This is a genomic window from Sphingomonas sp. LM7, from assembly GCF_002002925.1.
Taxonomy (GTDB): Bacteria; Pseudomonadota; Alphaproteobacteria; order Sphingomonadales; family Sphingomonadaceae; genus Sphingomonas.
Window position 1 is genome coordinate 1,973,846 of sequence record NZ_CP019511.1, and the last position, 18,573, is coordinate 1,992,418.

Here is an 18,573-nt window from a genome sequence, read left to right on the forward strand (position 1 = left end):
GGGCTTAATATGCCCGGGCGACCAGGATGCGCTCGACCGCAGGCGCGCCAGTGAAGATGCACGCGCCTTCCGCCACAGCGGCATCGCCCGGCACGTTGCGGACGGTGAGCTTGAGTGCCTTTAGCCGCTCGACAACCTTGTCGAGTTCCGCACCGGTCGGCTTCGACCAGTTGACTTCGACCCAGCCCGGCTTGCTGCCCTCGAATGCCTTTTCGAGCGCGGCGAAGTCGGTCACGTCGCGGCGGATATTGGCGTCCATCCGTTCGCGCGCCTGACTGTACAGCGCCTGCTGGATGCTCTCCAGCATCTGCGTTGCCTCGTCGACCAACTGCCCGCGCGGCACCACAGAGCTGTCGAGCTTGCCGTCCTCGCGATACAGCCGGTCGCGGCGGATCACCGAGACGTTGCCGCCAGCGACGTCGCGCCCACCGACTTCGATCACGATCGGCGCGCCCTTCTTGACCCAGCCCCAGCGCTTGGTCGCGGCCTTGGCCGGGCGCTGGTCGAGCAGTGCGCGCACCGGCTCGCCGAACACGCTGAACACCGCCAGTTCCTGCTGGAGCGTCTTGCAATATGCCACGATCTCGGCGTCCTCGGGCTGATCGCGCAGCATCGGCACGATCACCACCTGCCACGGCGCGACGCGCGGCGGCACGCGGAGCCCGTCATCGTCGCCATGCACCATGATCAGTCCGCCGATCATTCGCGTCGACATGCCCCAGCTGGTCGTCTGCGCCAGCTCGAGCTCGCCCGCCGCGTTCTGAAAGCGGATATTCTGCGCCTGCGCGAAATTGGTGCCGAGGAAATGCGAGGTGCCCGCCTGCAGCGCCTTGCCGTCCTGCATCATCGCTTCGATCGAATAGGTCGCGACGGCGCCGGGAAAGCGCTCATTCTCCGGCTTCTCGCCCGCCACCACAGGCAGCGCGACGCATTCCTCGGCGAAGCTGCGATAGACTTCGAGCATCTTGAGCGTCTCTTCGCGCGCCTCTGCCTCGCTGGCATGCGCGGTATGCCCCTCCTGCCAGAGGAACTCGGAGGTCCGCAGGAACATCCGCGTGCGCATTTCCCAGCGCACCACATTGGCCCATTGGTTGATCAGCACCGGCAAATCGCGCCACGACTGCACCCAGCGCGCGAACGCCATGCCGATCACCGTTTCCGACGTCGGCCGAACGACCAGCGGCTCTTCCAGCTTCGCCGAAGGATCGGGCACCAGCCTCCCGTTGCCGTCCGAAATCAGCCGATGATGTGTGACCACCGCCATTTCCTTGGCGAAGCCCTCGACATGTTCAGCCTCTTTCTCGAAGTATGAGAGCGGGATGAACACCGGAAAATAGCAATTCTCATGGCCGGTCGCCTTGATGCGATCGTCGAGCAGGCGCTGGATACGCTCCCAAATACCATAGCCCCACGGCCGGATGACCATGCATCCGCGCACGCCGCTCTCCTCGGCCAGATCGGCCTCCGAGATGACGGCTTGATACCAGGCAGCGAAATCGGCTTCGCGGGTGACGTTGAGAGCGTGCTTGATCATGCCGTGCCTCTAAAGCCCGTGGTCGATACCCGCAATGGCGGCACGAGCTTCGTCGAGGCGGTGACAACATTCGTACGCTTAGGAAAAGAAAGCCGGACCGACTCGATGTTTGGCGCTGTATGGCAGCGCGCGAATAAGGAGAAGCGCAGGGTTGTGCGCCGCAGCACCGCCGCCTAACCGGACCGCGTGGCGCAAACGATAGCAGACAGCACGTTCAAGGGCTTGGCGTTGCGCCTTTTCGCAATCCTGTGCCTTTCGACCATGTCGGCGCTGATCAAGCTCGCCGAGACCCGCGGCGCCACCCTGGTCGAGACGATGTTCCATCGGCAGCTCTGGGCGGTGCCGATCGTCACGGCGTGGATCATGGCAGGCCCCGGCCTCGGCTCGATCCGCACTGCCCGCTTCGGCGCGCATGTCACGCGCACTGCGATTGGCCTCACCGGGATGGTCTTCACCTTCGGCGCAGTGCTGCTGCTCCCGCTGGCGGAAGCGACGACGCTGCAGTTCACCGTGCCGATCTTCGCAACCATCCTCGGCGCGCTGGTCCTCGGCGAGAAGACCGGCTGGCACCGCTGGGGCGCAGTGATCGTCGGGTTTGCGGGCGTGCTGGTCGTCGCCCAGCCGGGCAGCGGCGAGTTCCCGCTGTTCGGCGGTTTTGTCGGGCTGATGGCGGCCTTGTTCGTGGCGATCGTCGCGATCACGCTGCGCCAGATCGGCAAGACCGAGGGCGCCGGCACCACGGTGTTCTGGTTCTCTGTGCTGTCGCTGCCGCCGCTCGGCATCGCCTATGCCTTCCAGCTCCAGTCGCACGATTGGGGAACGTGGCTCAACCTGGTCGCGATTGGCCTGGTCGGGGGCGTCGCGCAGCTCGCGCTGACTGCGTCGGTGCGCTTCGCGCCGGTCTCCACCGTGATCCCGATGGACTATTCGAGCCTGATCTGGGGCACCTTCTATGGTTGGCTGATCTTCAGCGCCTGGCCGACGCCATGGACCTGGCTTGGCGCGCCAATCATCATCGCCAGCGGCCTATACATCGTCTGGCGCGAGCGCGTGCTCCATGTCCGCAACACCGAAGCGATCAGCGACGCGGCCACTTCCTAGAGTCGGGCACAACAGACTTCATCGCAGGGCCTGCGCAGGCGACGCTATTCCCGGCGGAAAACCAGGCTGAGATTGTTCGCTGGCATCGGGACGATCTGTTCGAGCACCAGCCCGCAGGCGGCGGCCGCAGCCGACACCTCCTCGACATGGCGTAGGCCCCAGCGCGAATCGCGCGCCTTGAGTGAGACATCGAAGGCCTCGTTCGATTCTGCGGTGGGCATGTCGCGCTGACGATAGGGTCCGTAGACGATCAGCGGCGCGCCCGGCGCGAGCAGCCGACCTGCTCCGTCCATCAGCCCGAGCGTCGCCTCCCATGGGCTGATATGGACCATGTTTGCGCAGAGCACCGCGTCGGCGGCGACGATTGGCCAGGCATCCGCTGTGGCGTCCAGCGCAAGCGGCGGCAAGACGTTGGGCAAGCTTGCGCACCAGTCGGCGATCGACTCGCGTGCCCCATCCTCGGGATCGCTCGGCTGCCATTGCAGGGCGGGAAAGCGTTCAGCGAAAAAGGCGCAATGCTCCCCGCTGCCGCTCGCCACTTCGAGCACCAGTCCGCGTGCTGGAAGCACGCGTTCGAGCACCGCAGCGATCGGCTCGCGATTGCGCGCGGTGGCAGGAGCGTGGCGGCGCGCGCTCATGTCGCGAGCGCCGCTACCGGATCCTACTTGCCGCCCTTGCGCGCCGGATAGCGGCTGTCGCTGCCCTTGGGCGGGAGCATGAACGATGCGGCGAGCTTCTCCTTGGCGGCCTTGGCCGCTTCAGCCTTGGCAGCGGCCTTGGCAGCAGCTGCCTCGGCGGCTTCGCGCTCGGCGGCGAGCTTTGCCGCCTCGGCATCGGACTTGGCCTTTTCGATCGCGGCCTTCTCGGCTTCAATCGCTGCCTGCTTTGCCGCACGCTCGTCGATCTCGGCCTGCTCGCGGGCAAGGCGCGCAGCCTTGCGCTCGGCCAGTTCGGCCTCGCTCAGCTTGGGAGCGGCCTTGAGCTTGTCGAGCAGCGCCTTTTTGGCGTCGGCCGAGCGTCCGGCGCGGTCACGGAAAGTGTCGTTATACGTCATTCGGTATTCAAACTCCTGCGCGGCTATTCTGCCGCCTCTGCCCTAACGGGCTCTTTCCACACCAAGACCGGCTTGCGCGCGGCAAGCGTCTCGTCGAGACGCCGACGCGGTGCGAAGTGCGGCGCCGTCTTGATTTCCGGGTCGCCATTGCGCGCCCGGGCGGCGACCGAACGGAATGCGCCGATGAACTGATCGAGCGCCGCCTTCGATTCGGTCTCGGTGGGCTCTACCAGCATTGCCCCATGTACGACGAGTGGGAAATATACCGTCATCGGATGGAAGCCCTCGTCGATCAGCCCCTTGGCGATATCGATCGTCGAAAAGCCCTCGGGCAGGCCCTTATCCGAGAAAATCGCCTCGTGCATACACGGACCCGCTTTGCCGAACGGCGCGTCGAGCACATCCTCCATCGAGCGGAGGATATAGTTTGCGTTCAGCACCGAATCCTCGGCGACCTGGCGGAGGCCGTCGGCGCCGTGGGAGAGGATGTAGGTTAGCGCCCGGGTGAACATGCCCATTTGGCCATGAAACGCGACCATCCGGCCGAAACTCGACGCATGATGTTCGCCCGCAGTTTCTTCCTCGACCAGCGCGAAGTGATCGCCCTGCATCTCGACGAAGGGCAACGGCGCATAGGGCGTGAGCGCCTCGGAGAACACCACCGGCCCCGAGCCAGGCCCGCCGCCGCCATGCGGAGTGGAGAAGGTCTTGTGCAGGTTGATATGCATTGCGTCGATGCCGAGATCGCCCGGCCGCACACGACCGACGATCGCGTTGAAATTGGCGCCGTCGCAATAGACGAAGCCGCCCGCTTCATGCACCGCGTCCGAGATCTCGCGCATGTCGGGCTCGAACAGGCCGCAGGTGTTGGGGTTGGTGATCATCACGCCCGCAACGTCGGGCCCGAGCCGTTCCTTGAGCGCGCGCAGGTTGACGCGGCCTGCTTCGGTCGCAGGAATGTCCTCGACCGAGAAGCCGGCGAAGGCTGCGGTCGCCGGATTGGTGCCGTGCGCGCTCTCCGGAACCAGCAGCACCTTGCGCGCCTGCTCGCCTTTGGCGTCGAGCGCCGCGCGGATCGCGAGCACGCCGCAAAGCTCGCCATGCGCGCCGGCCTTGGGGCTCATTGCCACCGAGTGCATGCCGGTCAGCGTCACCAGCCAATGCGCGAGCTGATGGATCACTTCGAACGCGCCCTGGCACGCATCGACCGGAGTCAGCGGGTGGAGATCGGCGAAGCCGGGAAGCCGCGCCATCCGCTCGTTCAGGCGCGGATTGTGCTTCATCGTGCAAGAACCGAGCGGGAAGAGCCCGAGGTCGATCGCGTAATTCTGGCGGCTGAGGCGGGTATAGTGGCGCACCGCCTCGGGCTCGGACAGGCCGGGAAGCCCGATCGCAGTGTCGCGGCCGAGATCGCCGAGGCGGGACTTGCCTGTCGGCGCGTCGGCGAAATCGACGCCGGTGGTGTCCGCCGAACCGATCTCGAAGATCAGCGCTTCCTCGAGCATCAACGCCCGGTTGCCGGTGAAGGTATCGCTCGAAGCCGAGCCGGCCTGCGGGGTGGTCGGGCGCCAGCCGCTCTGGTTGATGGTGCTCATGCCAGCGCCTCCTGAAGCGCGGAGGCAAGCGTCTCGACGTCCTCCTGCGTGGTGGTTTCGGTGACCGCGACGACCAGCCCGTTGGCGAGGCCGGCCGCATCCGGATAGAGCCGCCCGAGCGACACGCCGGCGAGGATGCCCTTGTCGGCCAGCGCACGAACCACCGGGCGCGCTTCCTTCGAGAGCTTGAGCGTGAACTCGTTGAAGAAGGTCGGGGTTACCAGCTCGACGCCAGACACCTGCGCCAGCCGATCGGCCGCCGCGCTGGCGCCGGCATGGTTGACCGCCGCGAGCTGCCGCAGCCCCTTCTCGCCGAGGAGAGTCATGTGGATCGACCAGGCGAGCGCACACAGCACCGAGCTGGTGCAGATATTCGACGTCGCCTTTTCGCGGCGGATATGCTGCTCGCGCGTTGAGAGCGTCAGCACGAAGCCGCGCCTGCCCTCGGCATCCACCGTCTGGCCACAGAGCCGTCCCGGCATCTGGCGGACCAGCTTCTCGGAGCAGGCGAACAAGCCGACATACGGACCGCCGAACTGGAGGCCGACGCCGATCGACTGGCCTTCGCCGACGACGATATCCGCGCCCATCTCCCCCGGCGAGCGGATCGCGCCGAGCGCAACGGGCTCGGTGACGACCGCGACCAGCAGCGCCTTTTTCGCATGCGCCGCCTCGGCGAGCTTCGACAAGTCGCCGATCCGCCCGAGGATGTCGGGATACTGGACCACGACGCATGAGGTCTCGTCATCGATCTGCGCGATCAGATCGTCGGTGTCGGGGTGCGGCGACAGCGTCGGCAGCGACGTCACCAGCAGGTCGCCGGTGAATTTCGCCATCGTGTTGGCGACCGAGACGTAATGCGGGTGCAGCCCGCCCGACAGGATCGCTTTGCCGCGCTTGGTCACGCGCCGCGCCATCGTGATCGCTTCCCAGCACGCCGTGGAGCCGTCGTACATCGACGCATTGGCCACGTCGCAGCCGAGCAGCCGCGCGACCTGCGTCTGGAATTCGAACATCACCTGGAGCGTGCCCTGCGCGATCTCGGGCTGGTACGGCGTATAGGCAGTGAGGAACTCGCCGCGCTGGATCAGGTGATCGACCGATGCCGGCACATGATGCTTGTACGCCCCGCAGCCGAGGAAGAACGGCACGTCGCCCGCAGCGAGGTTCTTCTTCGCCAGCGCCGACATGTGCCGCTCGACCGCCAGTTCGCTGGCATGGTTGGGCAGGCCATGGACCGGCCCGTCGAGCCGCGCGGCCTGGGGCACGTCGACGAACAGATCATCGACCGACTTGGCACCGATCGTGGCGAGCATCGCCGTCCGGTCAGTCGGGGTAAGGGGCAGATAGCGCATCAGGAATTTCTCACTACGAGTTTTGCGGGCGCTGCCTCAGTCATGGTCGAGGCGCGAATATCGGAAGGATGCAGACCCGGCGAGCGATCGGTCCCACCCTGGCCATCACAGCTGCGATCGTCCACACGACCGGTGACGACGACGTAACTGCGCTGCAGTGGCGCGGCCTTCTGATCGAACGCTTCATTATCGCCGCCGATGCCGATAGCCGATCGCGCCACGCCGGCGCTCTCGACAGCGACAAATCGTTCCGATCCTGGCTTACCGGTGAACAGTTGGCAGCTATATTTGGCGCAATCATCCAGATAGCCGCCCACCTGCACCGACTTACCTTTGAACGAGTCACATTGGCTCAGAAGCTGGGTGAGCGGGAGCGGCTGCTCAGCAGCGCCGCACCCACCGACCCACATCCCGGCCAAGGCGACCGCAAGCCTCAAAGCTTGCTCACAAAATCCTGGTACGCGGCTTCGTCCATCAGGCTTTCGAGCTCGCCGGCATCGGCCAGTGTCAGCTTGAAGAACCAGCCCTCGCCTTCGGGATCCTCGTTGACCAGCGCAGGATTGTCGGCGAGCTGGGCATTGCCCTCGATCACCGTGCCGGCGACCGGCGCGTAGACGTCCGACGCGGCCTTGACGCTCTCGACCACGGCGGCGTCGTCACCCTTGGCGACCGACTTGCCTTCTTCGGGGGTCTCGACGAACACGATGTCGCCGAGCTGGCTCTGCGCGTACTCGGTGATGCCGACCGTCGCGACATCGCCGTCGACGTCGATCCACTCATGATCTTCAGTGAAATAGCGCACGGGTCAGGCTCCCTTTCTGACGTAACGATGAGGCACGAAGGGCATCGCGACGACCTCCGCATGATGAACTTTGCCGCGCTGGGCGAGCGTGATCCGCGTTCCGGGCACCGCGAGCGCAGCGGGCACATAGGCCATTGCGATCGGCTTTTGCGCGGTAGGGGCGAACCCGCCGCTGGTCACCTTGCCGACTTCGGTGCCGTCGGCATCGACTACCGCCGCACCTTCACGCACGGGCTGGCGGCCCTCGACGATCAGCCCGACGCGCCTGGCGATCGGCCCGTTCTCGCGCTCGGCGATGATCCGCGCATGGCCGGGGAAGCCGCCTTCCTCGCGGCGACGCTTGGACAGCGCGAAGCCCAGATCGGCGGCAACCGGGGTGGTCTCGAGATCGAGGTCGTGGCCGTAAAGCGGCAATCCGGCTTCGAGCCGCAGCGAATCGCGCGCGCCCAGCCCGATCGGTTTGACCTCGGGCTGCGCAGTCAGCGCCTCGGCTAATGCCTCGGCGGCGTCGCCTGGAAGCGAGATTTCGAACCCGTCCTCGCCGGTATAGCCCGAGCGGCTGACCCAGAGCGGATTGCCGTTCCATTCGAACGCCGCGGCGGTCATGAATACAAGGGCGCCCACGCCCGGCACGACACGCTCCAGCGCGGTAACTGCCTCGGGACCCTGCAGCGCCAGCAGCGCCTGCTCGTCGAGATGGTTGATCATCACTTCGTCGGGCAGATGCTCGCGCAGTACGCCGAGATCGTCCCATTTGGTCGCACCGTTGACGACCATGTAGAAGGCGCCGGCTTCGATCTCGAACGCATTCTCCTGGCCGAGCCGGGTGACCATCAGATCGTCATGGATCCCGCCATTTTCGGCGAGCAGCAGCGAATAGCGCATCCGCCCCTCGCCAAGCCCCTTGATGTCGCCCGGCAGCAGCGTTTCGAGCTGTGCATCGACATCAGGCCCCGAGAACAAAAGCTGACCCATATGGCTGACGTCGAACAGCCCGGCATGCTCGCGCGTCCAGACATGCTCGGCCATGATGCCTTCATACTGGACGGGCATCTCGTATCCCGCGAACGGCACCATCCGGCCGCCGCGCGCGCGGTGCCAGGCATCGAGCGGCAGCTGCTGGATTTCCAGTGCGTCTTCTTCGGTCTCGGGAATATCCAGGCTCATCAAAGGCACTCCGCGCGAGGTTTGAACGAGAGTCCGAACGCACGGCGATGCGTCACAATCCCTCGCCCCCTCTGTCACGGAACCTGAGAGCTTTCACGCCGCTCTCTTGATGAGAGCATCCGCTTACCCCTTCGGTGGCCGCTTCTGGAGCGGCGCTTTCCAGAGTGTCACTGCACGCGCGGTCCCTGATGCCTGAGAGATTCCGGGGCGGTTGCTCCTTCGGCGGGTGGCCCTCGAAGGACCACCACTCTCCCGCGCGTGCCTATGCCGGTTGCCCGACATCGACGCGCGCAGCCTTGGCGGGGGGGGTGATTCGAGTCAATCGCGAAAGGCGCAACGATGATCGCAATCGCGCCCCTCCCGCTTGCGGGAGGGGAATAAGTCAGCGCGTGACGTTGTACTTCAGCTGGTCCTCGGTCAGCTGGAAGCCGACCAGCGCTTCGAAAGTCGAAGCGAGCACTGCCGAGCGGATCGCCGGATCGGCGAGCGGGTCCATTGCCGCGGCCTGGTCACCGGCCTTGCGCTTCTCGGTCAGGCGCTTGCGCACTTCCTCGGGCAGAGTCGCCGCGGCACGATCGATGTTCGCGCTTGCCTGACCGCTGGTCTGCGCACGGAGCTGGCCCTCGTCGAAATGGACGGTGACCCGACCGATGCGCTTGGCGGTGACCGACGTGCCGCCGCGCACGACGGTGATGAAATAGGGCAGCGAGACATCGCGGGCCGGCCCGGCCTGGTTGCGCCGCGCCAGCACGTCGAAGCGGACATTGGCCTGGATCTGCGGGCCAGTCTCGTCGCAGGTCGACTGGACGTTGGTGAGCACCGCGGTCACGTCGATCGCGCTCGCCTCACGGCTGTTCGCGGGATTGAACAGCGTGACGTCGCCGGTGCCGGCAGGGACGCCGATATGCGGGCAGGCCGAGCGCACCGCGGTGATGCCGCCCTCGGCGATCTCGCCGGTGCGGGAGCAGCCGCCGGCAGCCAGCAGGATCAGGGCGGGGACGGCGAGCTTGGCGAGCGACACGGGCGAAACACCTTTCAGACGGAACAACGGGCCACGCACGCGCGGCCCGGGAAATGCCGGGCACCATAGGAACCGGCTTTCGCGCGCGCAAGCAATCGCGTAGAGCCCGGCCCGTGATGAACGCGACCGCAAAACCGCCGCTCGAACTGCTCATCGCCGCCCCGCGCGGCTTCTGCGCCGGGGTGGATCGCGCGATCCGCATCGTCGAGCTGGCGATCGAGAAATACGGCGCGCCGGTCTATGTCCGGCACGAAATCGTCCACAACAAGTTCGTCGTCGACACGCTCAAGGCCAAGGGCGCGATCTTCGTCGAAGAGCTTGACGAAGTGCCCGACGGGGTGCCTGTGGTGTTCTCGGCGCATGGCGTGCCCAAGGCGGTGCCCGCCAAGGCGGCCGAGCGCGGACTCTCCTATCTCGACGCGACCTGCCCGCTGGTCTCCAAGGTCCATCGCCAAGCCGAGCGGCTGGTCGCCGCGGGACGCCACATCCTGTTCATCGGCCACAAGGGGCATCCCGAGGTGATCGGCACCTTCGGACAGGTTCCCGAAGGCGCGATGACGCTGATCGAGACGCCCGCCGATGCCGAGGCGGTGCAGGTCGCCGATCCCGACAACCTCGCCTTCCTCACCCAGACGACCTTGTCGGTGGACGATACCGCGGCGACGCTGGACGTGCTCAAGCGGCGCTTCCCCGCGATCCTCGCGCCCGGCCCCAACGACATCTGCTATGCCACCACCAACCGCCAGGGCGCGGTCAAGGCGATCGCCTCCTCGGTCGATCTGGTGCTGGTGATCGGCAGCAGGAACTCGTCCAATTCGCTGCGGCTGGTCGAAGTCGCCGAGCGGCAGGGCACGACAGCCTATCTGATCCCCCGCGCCGAGGATCTCGACTGGGCGTGGCTGGAGGGCGTCGGCTCGCTCGGCATCAGTGCCGGCGCCTCGGCACCCGAGCTGCTGGTGCGCGAGCTGGTCGACAAGCTCTCCGAGCGGTTCGACGTGCGCGAGCGCGATGTCGAGACGGTCGAGGAAAATGTCGTGTTCAAGCTGCCGCGCGGGCTGGAGGCGGCGTAAGCGTCGGTTGCGGGCGATAAACAATTACCCGTCCGTGCTGCGCTTGTCGAAGCACCGTTGTTTCCTTTAACCGCCGAGCAAGAACAGCCCTTCGACACGCTCGGGGCGAACGGGGGGTTGGCTTGGCGGTTTACACACAGGTTTCGGCTGAGGCGCTTGGTGCCTTCCTCGAGCGATTCGACGTCGGCGACCTGGTCTCGGCCAAGGGCATCGCCGAGGGCGTCGAGAACTCCAACTATCTCGTCGATACCAGCAAGAGCCGTTTCATCCTGACGCTCTACGAGAAGCGCGTCTCGGCGGACGACCTGCCCTTCTTCCTCGCACTGCTCGACCATCTCGCCGATCGCGGCCTGCCCGTGCCGCCGGCGGTGCCCGACCGCGACGGGCGGACGATCCACGAGATCGAGGGGCGTCCGGCCTGCCTCATCCAGTTCCTCTCGGGCGTATCGGTCTCGCACCCGAGCCCGAAACAGGCGCATGCCGCCGGCGCGGCGATGGGCAAGATGCATGAAGCATTGCGCGACTTCGGCCTCGAGCGCGCCAATTCGCTCGGCCCGGACGACTGGCGCCCGCTGTTCGAGCGCTGCGGCCGCGACATGGATGCGATCCAGCCCGGACTGTACGACCATGTGGACAAGGCTCTGGACAAGCTGTTGGCAAGCTGGCCGCGCGACTTGCCACGCGCCGCGATCCACGCCGATCTCTTCCCCGACAACGTGCTGATGCTCGGCGACCGCATCACCGGGCTGATCGACTTCTATTTCGCCTGCACCGAGGTGCGCGCCTATGACCTGGCGGTGATGCACGGCGCCTGGGCGTTCGACGCCACCGGGGCGCAGTATGACGCCGCGGTCGGCAAGGCGCTGGTCGAGGGCTTTGCGGCGAACTTCGCGCTGCTGCCCGAGGAGCGGGCGGCGCTGCCGGTGCTGGCCGAGGGCGCGGCAATTCGATTCTTCCTCACCCGCGCCTGGGACTGGCTCAACACGCCGGCCGACGCACTTGTCACCAGGAAAGATCCGCTCGCCTATCTGCGCCGGCTGGACTTCTACGCAGCGAACGGCGACGCGCTCTTCGCATGAGCGAACTGGAACATGTCGAAATCGCCACCGACGGCGCGTGCAAGGGCAATCCGGGCCGTGGCGGCTGGGGCGCAGTGCTGCGGATGGGCGGCGTCGAGAAGGATTTGTCCGGTGGCGAGCCCCACACCACCAATAACCGCATGGAGCTGATGGCGGCGATCCAGGGACTGAACGCCCTCAAGCGCCCCTGCCGCGTTACGCTGTCGACCGACAGCCGCTATGTGATGGACGGGCTGACCAAGTGGATCCATGGCTGGATGAAGAATGGCTGGCGGACCGCCGACAGGAAGCCGGTCAAGAATGCCGAGCTGTGGCAGGAACTGCTCGCCGCCGCCAAGCCGCATCGCATCGAATGGGTGTGGGTGAAGGGCCATGCCGGCCACCCCGACAACGAACGCGCCGACAAGCTCGCCAGCGACGCCGCGCTCGCCCAGCGTTAGGGAGTCGATCGACCCGGCTGGTCGAGGCGAGGGCTGCAAAGGTCACACCAGGGTCACACCGTCGCGCATGTTCCAGCAGCGGCGTAGCCATGCGGAAAATCTGAAAAGTCAGCCCCCGCGACTTTGCGTTCGGTCCGGGATCGACGCTGTCAAAGAGCTAAGGACGAAGTGCCCCGAGCGTCGATTTCAGCAGGCGAAATCCTACATTCCAAATGGCTTGCCACGCCGCCCCGGACGCCGCTCAGCCACCGGGAAAACGGCTATCATCCAGCCGGGCAAGACCCCTTAAGCTTCGTCGCCTCTGGTGAAGAAGTGGTCGATCACGCTTTGCGCCAGCCGCGCGGGGCGCAGCGTCTCGGCATCGACGCAGCACCAGCTCGACTTGACTTCGGCGAGCACGTCGGTGCCGCGCTTGATCACCGTCTCGTAAAAGGCGCGGGCGCCCTGCACCTTTTCGAGCAACACCGTCGCCACGACATCGTCTTCGAAGAATGCCGGGCGGCGATAGGTGATCTCATGCTTGAGCGCGACCCACAGGTGGCTCGCGACTGCATCGGGCGGAGCGAGCCCGCGCCAATGGCTGATGACAGCTTCCTGCACCCACTTGAGATAGCTGGCGTTATTAACATGGCCCATGAAATCGATGTCCTCGCGCGCGACATCGATCTGAAATTCATAGGGAAGCGCAGTGCCTTGCATGATGGGTGAAGCTATCATCCCAGGCGATTCGCAGCGAGCGAAATCCATGGTAAATCGCAGAAATCCCACATTCCATCCGGAGCGGCGGTTTCCGTAGCGGCAAAGGCAATCAGCGGAACCGCGCCGGCGAATATCGTGCCGGATCGATCGCCTCCACGTCGCGATCGGGCGAGCGGCCCAGCAACAGCGCTGCCGCCAGCTTTGCCGCAGCGGGGGCGGTCTGGATGCCGAAGCCGCCCTGCCCCGCGCACCAGAAAAAGCCCTCGACGCGCGGATCGAAGCCATAGACCGGCAGCCGGTCGGGCGCGAAGCTTCTTAGGCCCGCCCATTTATGTTCGAGCGCCGCAACGCGCCAATCGACGACCTGTTCGAAGCGATCGATCGCGGTGGCGATGTCGAGTTCCTCCGCCACGGCGTCGCCCGGGGGGCAGGCGGTCTCGTCATGCGGCGTCAGCCATAGCCGCCCGCCGGCCTCTGGCTTGAAGTAGAAACTACCGCCGATGTGGGTGACGTGCGGGCACGCCTGAGGGGGCGCGGGATCGGTGCGAAGCTGAAGCATCGTGCGGCGATAGGGCTGGATGCCGAGCGGCTGCGCGCCGGCCATCGCCGCGATCGGATCTGCCCAGGCGCCAGCGGCATCGATCAACAGGTCGGCTTCGAACCCGCCCGCGCGCGTTTCGAGGCGCCAGTGGCCATGTTCGCGGGTGGCAGCTTGCAGCCCGGCGGAGACGGCCAGTTCCACGCCGGCGCGGCGCGCGGTGGCTAGATAAGCCGCGTGGAGCCCGCCGACATCGATATATTCGCAGCTCGGTTCGAACACGCCGAGCGTCCATTCGGGGCGGAGGCCGGGCAATGTCTCGCGTGGATCGACGGCGCGAAGCTCGACACCGCTGCCTTCGAACGCTGCGAGAAACGCGTCGACCTGCGCCCGTTCCGTAGTGCGGCCGATGTGGAGCGATCCGAGCGGATCGAGGAACCCGCCCGCCGCAAGCAGCGGCCCCGAGGCAGTGGTGAGCGGCTGGATGCCGGGGCCGCCATAGGTCTCCGACCAGAACGCCGCCGAGCGCCCGGTGGCGTGATAGCCGGGACGGTCCTCGGCTTCGAGCAGCAGTATGCGGGCGTGCGGCGCGACTTCGGCCGCAAGGCTCGCTCCGGCAATCCCGGCGCCGACGATCGCAATATCGTATCGAGTCACTTGGCCGGCGCCCGCTCCGCCAGGAACGTATCGATTGCGCCCAGCGCACGATCGCGCACCGGATCGGCCTCGCGCAGGATCTCATGCGCGCTTTCCTTGCCGAAGCTGACGACATGGACGTCGGGCAGACTGGGCGCGAGGGCGAGCGCGGCGCGGCCGTCGATCAGCCCGTCATGCTCGGCTACCAGCATGAGCATCGGCACGCGCGTCTCGCCGAGCCGGGGATCGGCGGCGAGCTCGCGGATCGAGCGGAACCCCTCGATCACCCAGCGCCAGCTTGGCGGACCGGTGAGGATCGCCGGATCGTGGGTCTGCCACCAGATCTCGTCGGCATAACGATCGCGATCATGGGTGAGCAGCGAGGCGCGGGTTTCGGTCGTATAGGGCTTTTCATTGCCCTTCCACGCCGGGCGTGCCGGATTGCCGAGCCCGCCGAGCAGGCGCGCGGCCCGCTCGGCAAAGGGGCCGAAAATCCCCGGTCTGAACCCCAGCATCGGCGCGACGAGAACCGCAGCGGCGGGCGTTATCGCGCCCTCCACCATCCCGCGCAGCACCAGATGCCCGCCCATCGAATGGCCGATCGCGATATGCGGCCCAGGCGTAACGGCAGTCCATTCCGCCCAGAAATCGCGCAGGTCGCGGACGTAATCGGCATAATCCTCGATATCCCCGCAGTTCTTCGCAGGGGTCAGCCGACCCGAGCCGCCCTGCCCGCGCCAGTCGAACGAGGTGACGTTCCAGCCCGCATCATGCCAGTGCGCGAAGGTTTCGAGATACTTTTCGAAAATGTCGCCGCGCCCGCCCTGGAAAAGGATCGACCCGCGCGCCGAATCCCCCTCCACGCGCCAATCGAACCGACGGTGCTCCCAGCCGTCGGGAGCGGTCCAGCGGTCGATACGCGCGCCGGCGGGGATCGTGCGGCGGTCTATACGGGAAGTTGCCATGAGGCTTGGTTACGTTTTGATAAGCCATGCCGTCTAGGTGTGAGGCGGGATGGGGGATGTGTTTCTTTCTTTGCTGCTGATCGCACTCGGCTTGCTCCTGGTTTCCGCCGGGATCGAAGACGCGCGCACGCGCAACATCGCCAATTGGAAAAACGCCGTGATCGCGTTGCTCGCACCCGCCTGGTGGTGGGCCAACGGGCTCGGATTATGGCCTGACGTCGCGCTCCAGCTCGGCGTCGCAATGTTCGTTCTCGTCGTCTTCGTCGGGGCCTATGCGATCGGCCAGATGGGCGGCGGTGACGTCAAGCTCGTCGCGGCGCTGGCGCTGTGGCTTCCGGTGCAGCCGCTGGTCGGCATGCTGGTGTGGATGTCGCTGCTGGGCGGCGCGCTGACGCTGGTGATGGTGGCGGAGCGCTGGACGCAGCTGCGCGGCGGAATCGCGGCGTTGCCGTGGCGGACGATCGCGCCGATCGCGCTTGGCCTGATCGCCCTGCTGGCGCTCGGCTGGGCAGGATGGCCACATTTCCTGACGCTGGTCGCCGGCCGGCCCGTGATCGCCGCGCTGGGCGTGATGACGCTGCTCATGGCGATCGGCGGACTGCTGATCTTCGCGATGCGCGCGGCGCGCCGCGGCGGGGTCATTCCCGAGACGCCATACGGGGTCGCGATTGCGATCGCGACGCTTCTCGTTCTTCGCGAACCGATTTTTAACCAGTTTACGTGATGCTTAACGCCGGCGCCCTAGACCGGCCATGTTATTGAAAAGGCTTGAAGCGAAATGGATGCACGCAAGCTCATTCTGCTCGTAGGCGCGCTCGTCGTCGCCGCGATCACCGCGTTCATGGCGCGCAGTCTCGTGCTCGGCACGCCTGCGCCCACCGCTGGAGCGATACCGGCTGCGGCTGCCCCGCAGAACACCACCGAGGTGATGGTTGCGACCCGCAGCCTGCCGGTAGGCACGATCCTCGACGCCACGTCGGTCAAGTTCGTCGCCTGGCCCAAGGAGCTGATCGAGGGCGCCTATTACATCAAGGGCGAATCCGAACCTGCCAAGCTGCAGGGCACGGTCGTCCGCTTCGCTATTCCAGCGGGCCAGCCGATCACGCAGGGCGCGCTGGTCAAGCCCGGCGATCGCGGCTTCCTGGCCGCGGCGCTCGGCGCCGGCATGCGCGCCGTCACCGTTCCGGTTTCCACGCAGAGCGCCGTTGCAGGCTTCGTGTTCCCGGGCGACCGCGTCGACCTGGTGCTGACCCAGTCGGTTTCCGGCGGTGGCGATGGTCCGCCGCTCAAGGCTTCGGAAACGATCCTGAGCAACCTGCGCGTGCTCGCCACCGACCAGAAGACCGACAAGCAGAGCGACGACAAGGGTAACACCGTCGTCACCACCTATTCGACGGTCACCGTCGAGGCGACGCCCAAGATCGCCGAGAAGATCGCCGTCGCACAGACCGTGGGCCAGCTCTCGCTGTCGCTGCGCTCGATCGCCGACAATCAGGGCGATCTCGAGGAAGCCATTGCGAACGGGGACATCGATGTCCCGGCCGATGGCGACCCGAAGAAGGAAAAGGCCATGCTGGCGCGCGCCGCCGCACGTCCGACGGAAGGCCGCGGCGGCTTCGCCACCGGTGCCGACGTGTCGCGCTTCCAGCGCAGCACCGTACCCGGCCGGGCCGAAGATCGTGAAGCGAAAGCGGCACCGACGGCAACCACCTATCCAGGTGCCGCCGGCGTCAAAAGGGGGCCGACGGTCACTGTTGCCCGGGGCAACAGCGTGACCCAGGTCGAGCTCGGGGGTACGAACTAAGATGCGCAGCAAGACTTTCCTGAACCGGGCGCTCGGCGCCACGGTGATGGCGGCGATGGCGATGAGCCTCCCGGCCGAAGTGATGGCTCAGGCGCGTCAGAAGGCGCGCGTGGCGAACCTGCCGGTGGACGCCCAGCGCCCGACCAGCGAGGTCCTGCTGTCGATCGGCGAGGGCGAACTCGTCACACTGCCCGCCAACGTCACCAATGTGTGGACGTCCAACCCCGAAGCGGCCGACGTCTACGTCGCCAATCCGCGGCAGATCCATCTGTTCGGCAAGGCGTTCGGCGAAGCGACCGTGTTCGCCACCACTGCCGGCGGAACCGTGGTCTATTCGACCAACATCCGCGTCGCCCAGAACATCACCTCGATCGATCGCATGATCAAGGCGGCGATGCCCGATTCGGACATCCGCGTGATCACTGCCGGCCAGCTGGCCGTGATCACCGGCACCGTCGCGTCGCCGGACGACAGCGAGCAGGCCCAGCGGCTGGTGCTCGCGGCGCTCAACCCGGGCGTCAACACCGCGGATCCCTCCGCACAGCTCAAGATCCCGGTGATCAACCGGCTCAAGACCGCAACGCCGCTGCAGGTCAATCTGCAGGTGCGCTTCGCCGAAGTCAGCCGCAGCTTCGTCAAGGACGTGGGCGTCAACCTGCTCACCCGCGACCGGACCGGCGGCTTCCAGTTCGGCGTGTCTTCCGGCGCGCGCAGCAACTTCGGCACGATCGGCACGCCCAGCCTGGCGAACCTGCCGGTGCTCGACGCGTCGTCGCGCTTCGGGTTCCCCGCCGGCACGATCAGCCTTCCGTTCGATCCGGCCAAGGGCGACTTCGTGCTCCCGGGCACCGGCTCGACCTATGAATTCACCAAGGGCAACCAGTTCAGCACGCTCGGCATGGCCGGCAAGCTGCTCGGCCTCGACGTGCTCGGCGCGCTCGATCTCGGCGAGCGTATCGGCCAGGTGACGACCCTCACCAATCCGAACCTCACTGCGCTTTCGGGCGAAACCAGCACCTTCCTTGCCGGCGGCGAAATTCCGATGCTGGTGAGCCAGGGACTCGGCCAGGTGTCGGTCGAATACAAGCCCTATGGCGTCAGCCTGGCCTTCACGCCGACCGTGCTTTCGGACGGGCGCATCTCGCTGCGCGTGCGGCCCGAAGTATCGGCGATCACCACGACCGGCGCGATTTCGGTCGGCAGCACGCAGATTCCGGCACTGACCACGCGCCGCGCCGAAACCACGGTCGAGCTCGGCTCGGGCGAGAGCATGGTCATCGGCGGCCTGCTGCAGAACACCCACGACAATTCGATCGACAAGACGCCCGGCCTCGGCGACGTGCCGGTGCTCGGCGCGCTGTTCCGTTCGAACGGCTTCCGCCGCAACGAGACCGAGCTGGTGATCGTGATCACCCCGTATCTGGTCAAGCCGGTCAACGCGAACCAGATCGTCCTGCCGACCGATGGCTACAAGGCGCCGGACGATTTCGAGCGGATCATCGGCGGCGACCTGGTCGGCAACAAGTCCGGCGGCGATCGTCCCAAGCCGAGCATGGCGCCGTCCGGCAGCGCGACGCCCACCGTGGGCGCCTTCGCCCCCGGGCCCGCATCGCCGCTCGCTCCCGCTCCGCAGCCCGCCAAGGCCGCGCCCGTTTCGTCGAAGCCGAAAAAGGGTGGCAACGCCGCTCCCGGCTTCGGTTTCTGATCCTCGAG

19 protein-coding genes and 1 riboswitch are annotated in these 18,573 nt (G+C 66.4%); of the genes, 7 read left to right on the forward strand and 12 right to left on the reverse strand.

Going from position 1 to position 18,573, the window contains the following annotated elements; translation table 11 throughout:
* Window positions 1–4: 4 nt before the first annotated feature.
* Window positions 5–1,534 carry a proline--tRNA ligase gene (proS, locus tag BXU08_RS08775; RefSeq protein ID WP_077509715.1) on the reverse strand — a complete coding sequence of 510 codons (1,530 nt, stop codon included), beginning with the start codon at window positions 1,532–1,534 and terminating at the stop codon, window positions 5–7.
* A gap of 228 nt (window positions 1,535–1,762) precedes the next feature.
* On the opposite strand from proS, the gene BXU08_RS08780 reads away from it, so the two are divergent.
* Window positions 1,763–2,635, forward strand: a complete 873-nt coding sequence (locus tag BXU08_RS08780; protein ID WP_376787773.1) for a DMT family transporter — start codon at window positions 1,763–1,765, stop codon at window positions 2,633–2,635.
* A gap of 44 nt (window positions 2,636–2,679) precedes the next feature.
* Here the strand turns inward: BXU08_RS08780 and BXU08_RS08785 are convergent, their stop codons facing one another.
* The 8 genes from BXU08_RS08785 to BXU08_RS08820 all read right to left on the reverse strand — a co-directional run bounded on the left by BXU08_RS08785 (window position 2,680) and on the right by BXU08_RS08820 (window position 9,629).
* On the reverse strand, window positions 2,680–3,273 hold the full coding sequence (locus tag BXU08_RS08785; RefSeq protein ID WP_077509716.1) for a DUF938 domain-containing protein: 594 nt from the start codon (window positions 3,271–3,273) through the stop codon (window positions 2,680–2,682).
* Window positions 3,274–3,296: 23 nt separating this feature from the next.
* The gene (locus BXU08_RS08790) at window positions 3,297–3,689 is read right to left on the reverse strand and encodes a DUF6481 family protein (RefSeq protein ID WP_077509717.1); all 393 of its coding nucleotides are present in this window, start codon (window positions 3,687–3,689) and stop codon (window positions 3,297–3,299) included.
* A 23-nt stretch (window positions 3,690–3,712) separates the two neighbouring features.
* Window positions 3,713–5,284 carry an aminomethyl-transferring glycine dehydrogenase subunit GcvPB gene (gcvPB, locus tag BXU08_RS08795; protein WP_077509718.1) on the reverse strand — a complete coding sequence of 524 codons (1,572 nt, stop codon included), beginning with the start codon at window positions 5,282–5,284 and terminating at the stop codon, window positions 3,713–3,715.
* Window positions 5,281–6,639: an aminomethyl-transferring glycine dehydrogenase subunit GcvPA gene (gcvPA, locus tag BXU08_RS08800; protein ID WP_077509719.1), complete on the reverse strand. Its 1,359-nt coding sequence runs from the start codon at window positions 6,637–6,639 to the stop codon at window positions 5,281–5,283. The genes gcvPB and gcvPA overlap by 4 nt, the downstream gene beginning before the upstream one ends.
* A complete protein-coding gene (locus tag BXU08_RS08805; protein ID WP_171982469.1) occupies window positions 6,639–7,076 on the reverse strand; it encodes a hypothetical protein in 438 nt (145 codons plus the stop codon). The genes gcvPA and BXU08_RS08805 overlap by 1 nt, the downstream gene beginning before the upstream one ends.
* Entirely contained in the window at window positions 7,073–7,441 is a 369-nt protein-coding gene (gcvH, locus tag BXU08_RS08810) for a glycine cleavage system protein GcvH (protein WP_077509721.1), read from the reverse strand. The genes BXU08_RS08805 and gcvH overlap by 4 nt, the downstream gene beginning before the upstream one ends.
* 3 nt (window positions 7,442–7,444) lie before the next feature.
* Window positions 7,445–8,608 carry a glycine cleavage system aminomethyltransferase GcvT gene (gcvT, locus tag BXU08_RS08815; protein ID WP_077509722.1) on the reverse strand — a complete coding sequence of 388 codons (1,164 nt, stop codon included), beginning with the start codon at window positions 8,606–8,608 and terminating at the stop codon, window positions 7,445–7,447.
* A gap of 169 nt (window positions 8,609–8,777) precedes the next feature.
* Window positions 8,778–8,873: riboswitch (glycine riboswitch) on the reverse strand.
* A 117-nt stretch (window positions 8,874–8,990) separates the two neighbouring features.
* Entirely contained in the window at window positions 8,991–9,629 is a 639-nt protein-coding gene (locus BXU08_RS08820; RefSeq protein ID WP_171982470.1) for a hypothetical protein, read from the reverse strand.
* A gap of 116 nt (window positions 9,630–9,745) precedes the next feature.
* On the opposite strand from BXU08_RS08820, the gene ispH reads away from it, so the two are divergent.
* The 3 genes from ispH to rnhA all read left to right on the forward strand — a co-directional run bounded on the left by ispH (window position 9,746) and on the right by rnhA (window position 12,218).
* Window positions 9,746–10,699 (forward strand): 4-hydroxy-3-methylbut-2-enyl diphosphate reductase, encoded by a 954-nt coding sequence (gene ispH / locus BXU08_RS08825; protein WP_077509723.1) that lies wholly within the window; start codon window positions 9,746–9,748, stop codon window positions 10,697–10,699.
* A gap of 122 nt (window positions 10,700–10,821) precedes the next feature.
* On the forward strand, window positions 10,822–11,778 hold the full coding sequence (gene thrB, locus BXU08_RS08830; protein WP_077509724.1) for a homoserine kinase: 957 nt from the start codon (window positions 10,822–10,824) through the stop codon (window positions 11,776–11,778).
* Window positions 11,775–12,218 (forward strand): ribonuclease HI, encoded by a 444-nt coding sequence (gene rnhA / locus BXU08_RS08835; protein WP_077509725.1) that lies wholly within the window; start codon window positions 11,775–11,777, stop codon window positions 12,216–12,218. The genes thrB and rnhA overlap by 4 nt, the downstream gene beginning before the upstream one ends.
* Window positions 12,219–12,503: 285 nt before the next feature.
* Here rnhA and BXU08_RS08840 read toward each other — a convergent pair whose 3' ends face one another.
* From BXU08_RS08840 to BXU08_RS08850, 3 genes are all read right to left on the reverse strand, one after another.
* Window positions 12,504–12,917, reverse strand: coding sequence for a thioesterase family protein (locus BXU08_RS08840; protein WP_150125635.1), 414 nt, complete (start codon window positions 12,915–12,917; stop codon window positions 12,504–12,506).
* Window positions 12,918–13,026: 109 nt separating this feature from the next.
* The gene (locus tag BXU08_RS08845; RefSeq protein ID WP_077509726.1) at window positions 13,027–14,112 is read right to left on the reverse strand and encodes an FAD-binding oxidoreductase; all 1,086 of its coding nucleotides are present in this window, start codon (window positions 14,110–14,112) and stop codon (window positions 13,027–13,029) included.
* Window positions 14,109–15,056: an alpha/beta fold hydrolase gene (locus tag BXU08_RS08850; RefSeq protein WP_077509727.1), complete on the reverse strand. Its 948-nt coding sequence runs from the start codon at window positions 15,054–15,056 to the stop codon at window positions 14,109–14,111. The genes BXU08_RS08845 and BXU08_RS08850 overlap by 4 nt, the downstream gene beginning before the upstream one ends.
* A 58-nt stretch (window positions 15,057–15,114) precedes the next feature.
* Here BXU08_RS08850 and BXU08_RS20520 point away from each other — a divergent pair, with 58 nt between their 5' ends.
* Genes BXU08_RS20520 through BXU08_RS08865 form a run of 3 tightly spaced genes read left to right on the forward strand, consistent with a single transcriptional unit; the run spans window position 15,115 to window position 18,565 of the window.
* Entirely contained in the window at window positions 15,115–15,780 is a 666-nt protein-coding gene (locus tag BXU08_RS20520) for a prepilin peptidase (RefSeq protein WP_366926580.1), read from the forward strand.
* Window positions 15,781–15,834: 54 nt separating this feature from the next.
* Entirely contained in the window at window positions 15,835–16,860 is a 1,026-nt protein-coding gene (cpaB, locus tag BXU08_RS08860) for a Flp pilus assembly protein CpaB (RefSeq protein WP_077509729.1), read from the forward strand.
* A gap of 1 nt (window position 16,861) precedes the next feature.
* Entirely contained in the window at window positions 16,862–18,565 is a 1,704-nt protein-coding gene (locus BXU08_RS08865) for a type II and III secretion system protein family protein (RefSeq protein ID WP_077509730.1), read from the forward strand.
* Window positions 18,566–18,573: the final 8 nt, after the last annotated feature.

Bases quoted from the DNA above. Each gene is read 5' to 3' on its own strand.
- BXU08_RS08785 (WP_077509716.1), bottom strand. From the start codon at position 3,273: ATGAGCGCGCGCCGCCACGCTCCTGCCACCGCGCGCAATCGCGAGCCG.
- cpaB (WP_077509729.1), top strand. From the start codon at position 15,835: ATGGATGCACGCAAGCTCATTCTGCTCGTAGGCGCGCTCGTCGTCGCC.
- proS (WP_077509715.1), bottom strand. From the start codon at position 1,534: ATGATCAAGCACGCTCTCAACGTCACCCGCGAAGCCGATTTCGCTGCC.
- rnhA (WP_077509725.1), top strand. From the start codon at position 11,775: ATGAGCGAACTGGAACATGTCGAAATCGCCACCGACGGCGCGTGCAAG.
- BXU08_RS08850 (WP_077509727.1), bottom strand. From the start codon at position 15,056: ATGGCAACTTCCCGTATAGACCGCCGCACGATCCCCGCCGGCGCGCGT.
- BXU08_RS08865 (WP_077509730.1), top strand. From the start codon at position 16,862: ATGCGCAGCAAGACTTTCCTGAACCGGGCGCTCGGCGCCACGGTGATG.
- gcvT (WP_077509722.1), bottom strand. From the start codon at position 8,608: ATGAGCCTGGATATTCCCGAGACCGAAGAAGACGCACTGGAAATCCAG.
- BXU08_RS08840 (WP_150125635.1), bottom strand. From the start codon at position 12,917: ATGCAAGGCACTGCGCTTCCCTATGAATTTCAGATCGATGTCGCGCGC.
- ispH (WP_077509723.1), top strand. From the start codon at position 9,746: ATGAACGCGACCGCAAAACCGCCGCTCGAACTGCTCATCGCCGCCCCG.
- gcvPB (WP_077509718.1), bottom strand. From the start codon at position 5,284: ATGAGCACCATCAACCAGAGCGGCTGGCGCCCGACCACCCCGCAGGCC.
- gcvPA (WP_077509719.1), bottom strand. From the start codon at position 6,639: ATGCGCTATCTGCCCCTTACCCCGACTGACCGGACGGCGATGCTCGCC.
- BXU08_RS08790 (WP_077509717.1), bottom strand. From the start codon at position 3,689: ATGACGTATAACGACACTTTCCGTGACCGCGCCGGACGCTCGGCCGAC.